Source organism: Nocardioides sp. (genome assembly GCF_025964975.1).
In the GTDB taxonomy this organism is placed as follows: Bacteria; Actinomycetota; Actinomycetes; order Propionibacteriales; family Nocardioidaceae; genus Nocardioides.
In genome coordinates this window covers 42,872-54,510 of sequence record NZ_JAOPXV010000139.1, presented here as the reverse complement: position 1 = coordinate 54,510, position 11,639 = coordinate 42,872, and the positions used below count along the sequence as shown (strand labels likewise).

The following is an 11,639-nucleotide window of genomic DNA, read 5'->3' as shown; positions in this document are numbered from 1 at the left end:
GTTGGGGGCCAGGTTGTCGGCCGCCTCGTCCGGGTCGGTGGCGGGGTCATCGAGCAACACGTGGTCGGGTCCGGCGATGAGCGGGTCGTCGGCCTGTAGCGGGACGAACACGCTGCCACCGCTCTTGACGGTCAGGTCGACCCCGTGGTCGAAGAACTGCCCGAACAGGGTGAACCAGGAGTTGTACGGCGGTGAAAGCCCCACGTCGGTGGTGACGTTGGGGATGAACAGCGTGTCGTGCGACGGCACACAGCCCTCCGGGACGCCGGGAGTGGCGCCCGAGGGGTCCGTGGTGCACGGGACTGCGGTCGGGTCGGAGTTGAGGGCCCGGTGCGGCCGACCAGCGGCCGCGATGGCTGCCGGGTTGGTCGCGGTCTGGTCGACGATGAGGTTGCTGATCACCCGCGGCTCGGAGTCGACCACGACTCCACCGCGCTGGCCGTACGAGGTCGCCGGCGCACCGGGAGGACCGAAGACCCCCGGCACCTCCGCGTCCCTCCACTGCGCCGCTGCGAACCGGGGGAAGGGCAGGCTCGCGGCGCCGAAGTGGCTCTGGCCGCCGATCCCGTTGTTGTCGGAGCCGTCGACGGTGCGCAGTCCGTACGGCAGAAGCGGGCTACTGATCTGTAGGAACTCGTTCGTTGCCGTGTCACGCTGGCTGCCGAACAGCGGCAGGCCTGCCGTCGGCACCCCAGCGGCGTTCTCGCGGGTCGCGTTGTTCTCGGCGTACCGGATCTGCCTGAGGATAAATCTCAAGTCGGATGCGTTAAGTTTGAATCCTTGCCCGGGTGGCGCAGCATGCGCCGGGGCGGTGAGCAACGCAGGTGCGAGCAACGCCAGCCACAACAGCAATGCGGACGCAGCAGCAAGAAGTTTCCTTCCGCCCTGCGTGACCCTTGTCAGGTCGCTCTTCGAGATGTTCATGTGCCCCTCGCCTCCGTGAGATTCTTCTTCGAGTCGGAGCCGCAGTCACGCCGACGTTTGGATCAAATTGACACCGCTCTCAGGAGGGGCGGCGTTGTGCAGACGGATTGCCCTACAATGGGGTACGCGCGAAGCGACTTCACGGCGAGACGGCGAGCGGTCATCTCGTGACCCCCCTCAGCTCCGGGCGATCCGGGAACCGCATCAGTGGGTCACGTCCGGTGACGTGGTGTACGCCGTGACCCTCGTCGTTGGCGGGTCAGGCCGTGAGGGCTTGGAGGACTGCTTGGTTCACCTCCTCGTCGGTGGTGATGTCGACCGCCCGTGATCGGGCGAAGACGTCGAGTCCGAGTAGCGGCGCCCTCCGGCCCATTCGTCGTGTTGCTCGGAGAGGACTGCCCCGACGAACCGGATGACTGATGTGGGGTCGGGGAAGATGCGACGACGTCGACGGTTCACGGTGTGCAACCGTGCGACCGACTGGATTCGTGGGGCGTTCGTGGCGTGACGTAGTGAGTAGATATTGAGTTCGTAGCCTCAATCGAAAGTGGGCGTACCCCTAGACGGTGGCCGGGCGATGTTCACCTGTGCCGGGCGGGAAGCGTGCGGCGCTCATCCAACGGAAGGCATCACATGTCACTGCAGTCCACTCGCCGGGTACGGCTTGTTGCACTCGCCACCGGGGCGGTTCTGGCTTTGGGAGGTCCAGGAATCCTCGCGTCGGCGGTTGCTGCGGCCGGAGCTAGCGACGGCGACGGAATGCCCAGCCGGTGGGAGACGCGCCATGGGTTGAACCCGACCCGTGCTGACGCCGGCCGCGACAAGGACCACGACGGTTTGCGCAACCTCACCGAGTACCGCCTCGATCTCGACCCCGTCGACGAGGACAGCGATAATGACGGCGCGGACGACGGCGACGAGGTCAAGGATGGGTCCCGATCAACCGACCCGCACGTGCGCGACACCGACAACGACGGAACGCGTGACGGCGATGAGGACGCTGACGGCGACGGCTTCGACAACGAGGACGAGGACGACTCCCTGGAGACGTGCCTCACCGATGACGATGACCGCGACGAAGATGGGGTCGACGACGAGGACGAGAACGAGCAGCATTCAGGTGCTCGCGACTCCGACTCCGACGACGACGGCATCGAGGACGGCGACGAGGACGGCGACCACGACGGCGAGCAGAACGAGGACGAGGACGACAGCGTCGAGGACAATTGTGAAGCCGAGCACGGTGAGGACGACAGCGACCTGATGGGTACCATCATCAGCTTTGATGCAGGAACCGGCGCTCTCGTGATCAACACACTCGCCTCTGAGGCACACCTCAGTCTGGTCGTGACCGAGGAGACCGAGATCGAGTTCGACACTTCGGGCTCCGGTTCGAACGACGAAGACGGTTCCGCAGCGGACCTGGTGCCGGGCGCTGAGGTGGCCGAGATCGGCATGGACGACGGCGCCACGTTGGAGGAGATCGAACTGGTCCGCGCGAGCTGACCACAACTTCGCCTGCACGCGGCCGCGCCACCGGCGGGGCCGCGCTGGGGGATCCGGTCCGGGGGACGTCATTCGGTTCACAGGAGATCGCGCGTTGTCCGAGGATACTGAGGTCGTGGACCGGGACGTACCACTGAATGATGTGCTCTTTCGGGCACGGTCAGGCAGCCCAGAAGCGTATGCGGAGATTTGGCGTCGACTCTCGCCCTCGGTCGGCGGCTTCGTCCGGTCACGCGGCTCGCGCGAACCTGACGACCTCACAAGTGAGGTGTTCTTGGCCGCTTTCCGGGCGCTGCCGAGTTTTGTCGGCGGAGAACGGGAGTTCCGTGGCCTCGTCTTCACGATCGCGAAGCGCAGGTTGGTCGACGAGTTCCGACGCCGGGGACGCCGCCCGATCGAGCTTCCGTGGAGCGCGGAAACCGACCATCGATCAGCGATCAGTGCCGAGCAGGCGGCTCTTCAGGTGCACGGCACCCACGAGGCCGCGGCTTTGCTCCGCGGGCTAGCGCCGGACCAGCGGGACGTTCTCGAACTCCGCATCCTCGGCGACCTCACCGTCGACCAGATCGCCGCGGTCCTTCACAAGTCTCCCGGCGCGGTGAAAGCCCTGCAGCGTCGGGGCCTCGAGAGTCTGCGTCGAAAGCTCGAGCCGTCGGGCCGTGCCCCCATTGCTCCCCAGATCGAAGGAAGGTGAGATGAGCATGTTCCTCACAGACGAGGACGTTGAGTCCCTGCTGTCGGGCGTAGCATCAGTCGACCGTCCGGACCTTCGGCGACTGGCCGATGCCCTCCTGGCCTACGAAGAGGCTACAACCGACATCCCGCCGGTCGCGTCCGCGGAGCTCGCCGCGTTCATCGCACGAGGTGGCCCCCCGACATCGCAGAAGACATGCAGCCGGAGACCGCGGCGGATGGCAGTAGCGGTTGGCTGCGTTGCGGCCCTCGTGGGCGGCCTTGGCATCGCAGGCGCGCTGCCGGCTGCGGCCCAAGCGACGTTCAATCGAGTGGTCTCCGACCTCACTCCATTCGAGGTGTCGATGAGGGCGCGCACGCCTGAGCCGACGGAGCAGCCGGGTCAGGCACCGCAAGAAGTCACGACGGATGACGCTGGCGTCCCAGCCGACCGAGATGAACCTGACGTTTCGCCGGCACCGGCACCGGCACATGAAACGAGGGAGCCAGGCACCGGACAATCGCACCCCGGCCACGACGTCGACGTCGACGACGACGAGGAAGGTTCGAAAGACCGGCCCTCGGAGTCGCGAGATGCCCGTCATGACGACGAATCCGATCCGGAGGAGCCGGACGACTCGGGGTCCGGCAATGATGAGGGGCCAAACGGGTCGGCCAGCGGCTCCGACGACTCCGCTGATTCGGAGGAGGCGGACGGTTTGGAGGAGGCGGACGGTTTGGAGGAGAGTTCCGGTTCGGAGGGCTCGGGTGGTTCGGAGGGCTTTGAGGAGTTGGAGGTGTCGGACGAGTAGCACGTGACGCACGGGGCGGCTCTCGTGGCATGGGACCGAGCCACGGATCCCGCAAGCGGCAATCCCGACCGCTGGGGACGTCCCAGGGGCGCGCGCCGAGTGGCAGCATTGCGGCGACCCGGCCGGGGGATGCGTTGACTACTCGGACTCGTCCGCGTCCTGGTGACCGGGCTCGTCGGGGTTGGCATCGGGACCTTGATCGAGACTGTCGTCGGCCTCCTCGACCTTGGTCGCGTCGGTGTCGAGCTCGCGGTCACCGTCGGACTGCTGCACGATCAAGGGGGCTTCGCTGTCTGGCCCGAGGTTGCCCGGCGTGTTTCGGGTTCACGAGATCCTGGCGACGATCGCTTCGTCCAGCGCCGCCAGAAAGATGGTGTTGACCCAGTTGGGCTAGCGGACGACCGTCGAGGTGGCGAGGCCTGTGCCGGCTCGTTTGGTTGACGGCGCTTGTCGGGTTCCGTTCTCCAGGTCGCGGTAGGCAGCCGCTAGGTCGGTGGCGCGGATCTCGACGAGGGGGACGGCTCCGATGTAGGGCGCCATCGCGTTGATGACGCGTTGGATGTAGACGCGGGTGCCGTTGGACCCGGCGTATCCGTCCAGCCAGCGTTGGGCGTAGGCCTGCCAAGTGTCGGCGCCCGGTCGGCGGGGAGACACGCCGCGGATGAGGTCGGCTCGAAGCAAGGTGAGCTCGGTGTCGGCTTCCTCGTAGCTGGCGAAGTCCCCCGGGTCCTTTTGCGCGCCTCGGCGCGTGGACCCGAGGAGTCGACGGGCAGCGCCAATTCGAAGCGCCAGCGGGTGCCCGTCTTGGTCTGGTACGACGTGATGGATCCGGAGCCCCGGTCCGGGCGGGTCGTCGACGCGATGTGGGCCTGCTGGTGTGGCTCATGACGCGTTCCCATCCGGGGGGAATGATCACCGGGGCGTGCGACCTCGCGTCCGGTGAGTCCGAGAACCGCAAGGAACGCGCGGCGGGGATAAGGACCCGGCGACCGAGCCGGATGCTTGGGAGGGTGCCGTCCTCGATGGCGTGGTCGACGGTGCGTGGGTCGACGGCGAGCAGGGTGGCGACCTCGGTCCGATTCAGGACCTCGCGGTCGCTGGAGCGCAGGTCGGCCCACGTGGTGATGGGGGTGGCGATGGTGTGGTTGGTCATGTCGGTACTACGTGCGCCTGAGTCGTGCCAACGGTCACCGCGCACCTAGAAGTTGTGTGGTTTGCGGGGTGCTCCGCTATGCGGGAGGGTGCCGATCTAGGGTGGTTCGTCGCATGGGACGTCGCATGAAGCGCTTTGGAGGGCATCGTGGGTACCGCCGATTCTGGGTTTTTCGCAGGTCAGCGCCGTGATGTTGATGCGAGGTGGCCGAAGGCCGTCCTGTGGGACATGGACGGGACCCTCGTCGACACCGAGCCGTACTGGATCGAGACCGAGTACGCGATGGCGGAGAAGTACGGCGGCACGTGGTCGGAGGAGCACGCACTCAACCTCGTCGGAAACGACCTGCTCGAGTCGGGCAACTACATCCGGGTGCACATGAACATCGACCGCACCCCGCAGCAGATCGTCGACGAGCTGCTCGACGGTGTCGTCGAGCGCGTCCAGCAGTCCGTGCCGTGGCGTCCGGGGGCCCTCGAGCTGCTGGCCGACCTCCGTGCCAACGACGTGCCCTGCGCCCTCGTGACGATGTCGTGGCAACGGTTCGTCGAGCCGATCCTGGGGCACCTCCCCGCTGACAGCTTCGGGACCATCGTCACGGGTGACCGAGTCGAGTTCGGCAAGCCGCACCCCGAGCCCTACCTCACCGCGGCGGCAGCGCTCGGGGTCGCCCCTGAGGACTGTGTCGCGATCGAGGACTCCAACACCGGCGCGAAGTCGGGCGTGGCCGCCGGCTGTCTGGTGCTGTGCGTGCCCCACCACGTGCCGATCCTCGAGGGGGAGCGCCGCGTCTTCCGCGACACCCTGCTCGGTATGACGACCGCCGAGCTGGCGCACCTCCAGCTGCCGTGACTCGGTGTTCCGGTGCCACCGGGTGGCACCGAATCGCCGTCATCTCGTCATGGCGCCGTGAGGCCTTCGTCGGTGTCGAGGTCGCCTGCCGGGTCGGGCACCGGGAGTCGCGCGGGGAGCGGCAGGATCGTGCCGCCGAACTCCGGGCAGTGCTTCTGGAAGGAGCACCAGGAGCAGAGGCGTGACCTGCGAGGGCGCCAGTCGCCCGACTCCTTGCACTCCGAGACGGCGCACCAGATCGCCTCGACCTTCCGCTCGGTGGCGAGCAGGTCGGCCTCGTCGGGCTCGTAGCGGAGGAGCTCCCCGTTGCCGAGATAGACGAGCTGCAGCATCGCCGGGACGACGCCGCGGGTGCGCCAGATGACCAGGGCGTAGAACCTCATCTGGAACAGCGCCTTGGCCTCGAACTCGGGGCCGGGACTGCGCCCGGTCTTGTAGTCCACCACCCGGATGCGGCCGTCGGCCGCGATGTCGAGGCGGTCCACGAAGCCGCGCAGCAGGAGCTTGCTGCTCAGGAGCGCCTCGACGTAGAGCTCGCGCTCGGCGGGCTCCAGGCGGGCCGGGTCCTCCAGGGTGAAGTAGCGCGTCAGCACCTCCCGGCAGCTGGTCAGCCAGGAGGCGACGTCAGGGCCCTCGCCGCCGAACATCTCGGCGAGCTCGGGGGCCTGGTCGAGCAGCGTGCCCCACGACGGCACGAGCAGGTCGGCCGCCCGGTCGGAGGTCCGCTCCGTCGCTGGGAGGTCGAAGAGGTCCTCGAGGACCTTGTGCACGAGCGTGCCTCGCACCGCGTCGACTGAGGGCTGCTCGGGGAGCCGGTCGATAGTGCGGTAGCGATACATCAACGGGCACGTCAGGAAGTCCGCTGCCCGGCTCGGCGAGAGCGCACCGAGGACCTCGACGCCGTCCACGGGCGTGGAGACGCTTTCGGCGGGCGACGTGCTCGGCATGACGGCCACCCTAGGACGCTGCACCGACATGGGCGGGCGACGTCCTCCCGGCTAGGCTCTGGTGGTGACGCAGACGCCTCCCGCGGGCCCGAACCGGCCTCCCGGGACGCTCCGGATCGGCTCCGTGGCCGGGATCGACGTGCTGGTCAACAGCTCGTGGTTCATCATCGCTGCGTTGATCGCGTTCGCCATCGAGCCGCGAATCGAGCAGGTGCAACCCGGTCTGGGGCCCCTCAAGTATGTGGCCGGGCTCATCTTCGCGATCGTGCTCTATCTCTCGATCCTGCTGCACGAGGCGTCGCACGCGATCATGGCGCAGCGTCTCGGCTTCCGGGTCAACTCGATCACCTTGCACTTCCTCGGGGGCATGACGGAGATCGAGGACACGGCGCGGCGGCCACGGCAGGAGTTCTGGATCGCGGTCGTCGGCCCGCTCACCTCGATCGCCGTCGGAGCCGCGGCCGTTGGACTCTGGTTCCTGCTCCCTGAAGGGCTGGTCCGGGTCGCGGTCGAAGGCCTCGCCGGGGCCAACCTGGTGATCGGGGTGCTCAACCTGGTCCCCGGGCTACCGCTGGATGGTGGGCGCGTGCTGAAGGCCCTGGTCTGGGGGGCCTCCGGCAACGCCACCCTGGGCACCGTCGTCGCAGGCTGGGGCGGGCGCCTGACGGCCGTCTTGGTGCTGGCTTGGCCGATGATCCAGCGCGAGGTCTTCGACGTGCCTGCCACGCTGTTCGACTACCTGCTCGTGATCGTGCTGGGCCTGTTCCTGTGGACCGGGGCCACCGCTGCCATGTCGCAGGCACGGCTGCGTGGTCGCATTCCGCTCCTCGTGGCCCGGCCGCTGGCCCGCCGTACCCTCGCCGTGCCCGGAGACACCCCGTTGGCAGAGGCCCTGCGCCGTGCCCAGGGGGTGGACGCCAGCAGCATCGTGACGGTCAGCCCGGCCGGGACCCCCACCGGGATCGTCAGTGAGTCAGCCGTCCGGGCGACCCCGCAGGAGCGCCGGCCATGGGTCACGACCAGCACGGTTGCCCGGACGCTCGAAGAGGGCCTCACGCTCCCGGCGACGATCGCGGGCGAGGACCTGATCTCAGCGATCAGCCGGCGTCCCGCCGAGCAATATCTCCTCATCGAGGACGACGGGTCTGTCCTGGGAGTGCTGTCGACCGCCGACGTCGACAAGGCCTTCCGCGAATCACGCCCTTGAGGGAGTCCCACTAGGGTTCCGCGCATGCCTGAGAGTTCAGTACAGCCCAGTCCCGACGTGCCCGCAGAGGCGTGGTCTGGCGTCCACCGCGGCCCGTTGCGCGAAGGCGAGTGGGTACGTCTCATGGACCAGAAGGGTCGCAAGCACAACTTCGAGCTGACTGCCGGCAAGCGCTTCTTCTCCAACAAGGGCCACCTCGACCACGACGAGATGATCGGCCGGGACGAGGGGTTCACGGTCGTCTCGTCCGCCGGCGGGGAATACCTCGTCTTCCGTCCGCTCCTCTCGGAGTTCGTCGTCTCGATGCCCCGTGGGGCGGCGGTGGTCTACCCGAAGGACGCCGCCCAGATCGTCGCGCTCGCCGACATCTACCCCGGTGCTCGGGTGGTCGAGGCCGGAGCCGGCTCGGGAGCGCTGACCTGCTCGCTGCTGCGGGCCGTGGGTCCGTGGGGCCGGGTCACGTCGTACGAGCTGCGCGAGGAGTTCGCCGAGGTCGCCAAGCGCAACGTCGACCAGTTCTTCGACGCACCCCCCGGCGCCTCGCACCCCGCCTGGGACCTCCGGCTGGGCGATCTCAAGCTTGAGCTGCCTGAGCTGGACGGTCAGGTCGACCGGATCATCCTCGACATGCTCGACCCGTGGAACTGCGTCGACGTCGTCGCCGACAAGCTCGTCCCTGGTGGCATCGTGTGCGCGTACGTCGCCACCACCACCCAGCTGTCGCGCGTGGTGGAGACCCTGCGCGCACACGGCGGCTTCACCGAGCCGCACCCCTGGGAGTCGCTCGTCCGAGACTGGCACGTCGAAGGCCTCGCCGTGCGCCCGGACCACAAGATGATCGGGCACACCGCGTTCCTGGTCACCGCCCGGAGGATGTCGCCGGGGGAGAAGCCGCCGCGCAAGACCCGCCGGCCTGCCCCCGGTGCGTACGGCCCGGACTACACCGGTCCTCGACCCGCCGACTTCCCACCCGTGACCGAGGCGGCCGACGAGTCGGTGGAGTGACCATCGAGTGGTCCCCTCGCGCCCGGCCCGCGCGGCGTACTGCATCTAAATCGTGACCAACACAGCGGGATAACCACTTCCGTCTCATCGGCCGGTGGGTAATGTCGAGAAGCAACAGGAGGTGACGCACATGTCCGATTCGACAGAAGCCGCCGCGGGTGCCGGGATGAGTCCCGACGAGCTCGCCACGCAGGTCCGCTTCCTGGAGTCCGAGGTCTCCGACCTTCGGCGCCGTCTGAGCGAGGGGCCGAGCCACGCGCGTGGCCTCGACCTGCGGCTCGCCGACACGCAGCGCTCCCTCGCGGCGGTCACCAGCCAGAACGAGCGGCTGGCACAGACCCTGCGTGAGGCCCGCGACCAGATCATGAAGCTCAAGGAGGAGGTCGACCGCCTGGCGCAACCGCCGGCGGGCTTCGGCACCTTCCTGAGCCGCAACGAGGACGACTCCGTCGACGTGTTCACCGGCGGTCGCAAGCTGCGGGTCAACGTCAGCCCGGCGGTCGCGCTCGACGAGCTCGTCAAGGGCCAGGAGGTCATGCTCAACGAGGCGCTCAACGTCGTCGCCGCGCTCGTGTTCGAGCAGGTCGGCGAGGTCGTGATGTTCAAGGAGCTGCTCGAGGACGGTGTGCGCGCCCTGGTCATCGCGAACGCGGACGAGGAGCGTGTCGTCCGCCTCGCCGCTCCGCTCCTCGCCGCCCTGCCCAAGGCGGGTGACTCGCTGCTGCTCGACGCGCGGGCGGGCTATGCCTACGAGCGGGTGCCCAAGTCGGAGGTCGAGGAGCTCGTCCTCGAAGAGGTGCCCGACATCGACTACTCGCGCATCGGTGGCCTGGTGACGCAGATCGACGCGATCCGCGACGCGGTCGAGCTGCCGTACCTCTATCCCGAGCTCTTCAAGGACCACAAGCTCAAGCCGCCGAAGGGCGTGCTGCTCTACGGACCTCCCGGCTGCGGCAAGACGCTGATCGCGAAGGCGGTGGCCAACTCGCTGGCCAAGAAGGTCAGCGAGAAGACAGGCAGCTCCGGCAAGTCCTACTTCCTGAACATCAAGGGCCCCGAGCTGCTGAACAAATATGTCGGCGAGTCCGAGCGCCACTTCCGCCTCGTCTTCCAGCGCGCCCGGGAGAAGGCCTCGGAGGGCACCCCGGTCATCGTGTTCTTCGACGAGATGGACTCCTTGTTTCGCACCCGCGGCTCGGGTGTCTCCTCCGACGTGGAGAACACCATCGTCCCGCAGCTGTTGAGCGAGATCGACGGCGTCGAGACGTTGGAGAACGTCCTGGTGATCGGTGCCTCCAACCGCGAGGACATGATCGACCCGGCGATCCTGCGCCCGGGGCGTCTCGACGTGAAGATCAAGATCGAGCGTCCCGACGCCGAGTCCGCGCGCGACATCTTCACCAAGTACCTCACCGCCGACCTGCCGCTGCACGCCGTGGACCTTGCCGAGTTCGGCGGAGACGCCGAGGCGTGCGTGGGCGCGATGATCCAGGCCACCGTCGAGCGGATGTACACCGAGTCCGAGGAGAACCGCTTCCTCGAGGTCACCTACGCCAACGGCGACAAGGAGGTCCTCTACTTCAAGGACTTCAACTCCGGGGCGATGATCCAGAACATCGTCGATCGCGCCAAGAAGATGGCGATCAAGGACTTCCTCGACCAGCAGCAGCGCGGCATCCGCGTCCAGCACATGCTCCAGGCGTGTGTCGACGAGTTCAAGGAGAACGAGGACCTGCCCAACACGACCAACCCCGACGACTGGGCACGGATCTCCGGCAAGAAGGGTGAGCGGATCGTGTTCATCCGCACGCTCGTCACCGGCAAGCAGGGCACCGAGCCCGGCCGGTCGATCGACACGGTCGCCAACACCGGCCAATATCTGTGACACCCGGCGACGAGCTGGAGCGGTCCGAGATCGAGGCGGTCCTCGAGACCCGCCGCGAGCTCGGCCTGCGGTACGACGCCGAGCTGGTCGACGGGTTCGCGGACCGCATCCAGGCGGAGGTCGAGCGTCGCGTCGGCAACGAGGTCCAGAGCCGAGACGCGCGTCAGGCTGCGCAGAAGTCGGCCGGCGCCCGCCAGCTTGCGCTGGGCATCGTCTCGTTGATCGCCGGGATCCCGATCACCGCGATCAGCCTCGGTGCGACCGAGAGCGGTGACCTCTCGTTCTTCACCCTGGTGCTTTCGTGGGGTGGCATCACGGCCGTCAATCTCGCGCACGCGCTCCAGGCGCGTCAGTCACGCTCCTAGCGGCTGACGAGGGCTACAGTGCCGAGACCGGGCACAGCGAAGTGCCCCTCATCCCCGGGAGTTCCCATGCTGCGCACCATCATCATCATCGCCGTCATCGTCGTCGTCGTGCTGCTGGTCATGGGCATGCTTCGCGGACGCCGCTGACTCAGCGCGCTCGCGCCACACCGAAGTAGACGTAGCTCCACGGCCGGGACAAGCGCACGCCGGGAGCGTAGGGTTTCTCGAGCGTCTCGATCTCGAAGCCTGCCTCGCGCACCAGGCCCGGGATGTCTCGAGTGAGGTGACAGCCGCCCGCCATCCGGCGTTGC

At 67.8% G+C, this 11,639-nt stretch carries 13 protein-coding genes and 1 pseudogene; 8 read left to right on the top strand and 6 right to left on the bottom strand.

The annotated features are described in order from the left end of the window. Window positions 1-756: hypothetical protein (locus JWN68_RS10695; RefSeq protein ID WP_297738520.1), on the bottom strand; the 756-nt coding region annotated here is incomplete at its 3' end. Between the two features lie 427 nt (window positions 757-1,183). Beyond that, window positions 1,184-1,362: pseudogene (locus JWN68_RS10690) on the bottom strand (IS256 family transposase); the annotation flags it as partial. A 351-nt stretch (window positions 1,363-1,713) separates the two neighbouring features. Here JWN68_RS10690 and JWN68_RS10685 point away from each other — a divergent pair. The 3 genes from JWN68_RS10685 (at window position 1,714) to JWN68_RS10675 (ending at window position 3,914) form a co-directional block, all read left to right on the top strand. Beyond that, a complete protein-coding gene (locus tag JWN68_RS10685) occupies window positions 1,714-2,430 on the top strand; it encodes a hypothetical protein (protein ID WP_297738518.1) in 717 nt (238 codons plus the stop codon). Window positions 2,431-2,545: 115 nt separating this feature from the next. Further along, window positions 2,546-3,124: a sigma-70 family RNA polymerase sigma factor gene (locus JWN68_RS10680; RefSeq protein WP_297738516.1), complete on the top strand. Its 579-nt coding sequence runs from the start codon at window positions 2,546-2,548 to the stop codon at window positions 3,122-3,124. A 1-nt stretch (window position 3,125) separates the two neighbouring features. Next, entirely contained in the window at window positions 3,126-3,914 is a 789-nt protein-coding gene (locus JWN68_RS10675) for a hypothetical protein (RefSeq protein WP_297738515.1), read from the top strand. Between the two features lie 138 nt (window positions 3,915-4,052). On the opposite strand, the gene JWN68_RS10670 is transcribed toward JWN68_RS10675, so the two are convergent. Then, window positions 4,053-4,193 (bottom strand): hypothetical protein, encoded by a 141-nt coding sequence (locus tag JWN68_RS10670; protein ID WP_297738513.1) that lies wholly within the window; start codon window positions 4,191-4,193, stop codon window positions 4,053-4,055. Window positions 4,194-4,304: 111 nt separating this feature from the next. Continuing rightward, on the bottom strand, window positions 4,305-4,568 hold the full coding sequence (locus JWN68_RS10665; RefSeq protein WP_297738511.1) for a hypothetical protein: 264 nt from the start codon (window positions 4,566-4,568) through the stop codon (window positions 4,305-4,307). A gap of 646 nt (window positions 4,569-5,214) precedes the next feature. On the opposite strand from JWN68_RS10665, the gene JWN68_RS10660 reads away from it, so the two are divergent. Further along, a complete protein-coding gene (locus JWN68_RS10660; protein WP_297738509.1) occupies window positions 5,215-5,919 on the top strand; it encodes an HAD family phosphatase in 705 nt (234 codons plus the stop codon). Window positions 5,920-5,966: 47 nt separating this feature from the next. Here JWN68_RS10660 and JWN68_RS10655 read toward each other — a convergent pair whose 3' ends face one another. After that, window positions 5,967-6,866 (bottom strand): PD-(D/E)XK nuclease family protein, encoded by a 900-nt coding sequence (locus JWN68_RS10655; RefSeq protein WP_297738507.1) that lies wholly within the window; start codon window positions 6,864-6,866, stop codon window positions 5,967-5,969. Window positions 6,867-6,930: 64 nt separating this feature from the next. Here JWN68_RS10655 and JWN68_RS10650 point away from each other — a divergent pair, with 64 nt between their 5' ends. The 4 genes from JWN68_RS10650 to JWN68_RS10635 all read left to right on the top strand — a co-directional run bounded on the left by JWN68_RS10650 (window position 6,931) and on the right by JWN68_RS10635 (window position 11,328). Then, the gene (locus JWN68_RS10650; protein WP_297738505.1) at window positions 6,931-8,073 is read left to right on the top strand and encodes a site-2 protease family protein; all 1,143 of its coding nucleotides are present in this window, start codon (window positions 6,931-6,933) and stop codon (window positions 8,071-8,073) included. A gap of 24 nt (window positions 8,074-8,097) precedes the next feature. Continuing rightward, the gene (locus tag JWN68_RS10645; protein WP_297738503.1) at window positions 8,098-9,078 is read left to right on the top strand and encodes a tRNA (adenine-N1)-methyltransferase; all 981 of its coding nucleotides are present in this window, start codon (window positions 8,098-8,100) and stop codon (window positions 9,076-9,078) included. 130 nt (window positions 9,079-9,208) lie between these two features. Beyond that, window positions 9,209-10,963 carry a proteasome ATPase gene (arc, locus tag JWN68_RS10640; protein ID WP_297738501.1) on the top strand — a complete coding sequence of 585 codons (1,755 nt, stop codon included), beginning with the start codon at window positions 9,209-9,211 and terminating at the stop codon, window positions 10,961-10,963. Further along, the gene (locus JWN68_RS10635; RefSeq protein WP_297738499.1) at window positions 10,960-11,328 is read left to right on the top strand and encodes a hypothetical protein; all 369 of its coding nucleotides are present in this window, start codon (window positions 10,960-10,962) and stop codon (window positions 11,326-11,328) included. The genes arc and JWN68_RS10635 overlap by 4 nt, the downstream gene beginning before the upstream one ends. Here the strand turns inward: JWN68_RS10635 and JWN68_RS10630 are convergent. Then, the gene (locus tag JWN68_RS10630; RefSeq protein ID WP_297738497.1) at window positions 11,325-11,450 is read right to left on the bottom strand and encodes a hypothetical protein; all 126 of its coding nucleotides are present in this window, start codon (window positions 11,448-11,450) and stop codon (window positions 11,325-11,327) included. The genes JWN68_RS10635 and JWN68_RS10630 overlap by 4 nt on opposite strands. Between the last annotated feature and the right edge of the window lie 189 nt (window positions 11,451-11,639).

What these genes read in the sequence shown, in the direction of transcription:
- JWN68_RS10675 (WP_297738515.1), top strand. Translation starts at nt 3,126, where the DNA reads ATGAGCATGTTCCTCACAGACGAGGACGTTGAGTCCCTGCTGTCGGGC.
- JWN68_RS10655 (WP_297738507.1), bottom strand. Translation starts at nt 6,866, where the DNA reads ATGCCGAGCACGTCGCCCGCCGAAAGCGTCTCCACGCCCGTGGACGGC.
- JWN68_RS10630 (WP_297738497.1), bottom strand. Translation starts at nt 11,450, where the DNA reads ATGACCAGCAGCACGACGACGACGATGACGGCGATGATGATGATGGTG.
- JWN68_RS10645 (WP_297738503.1), top strand. Translation starts at nt 8,098, where the DNA reads ATGCCTGAGAGTTCAGTACAGCCCAGTCCCGACGTGCCCGCAGAGGCG.
- arc (WP_297738501.1), top strand. Translation starts at nt 9,209, where the DNA reads ATGTCCGATTCGACAGAAGCCGCCGCGGGTGCCGGGATGAGTCCCGAC.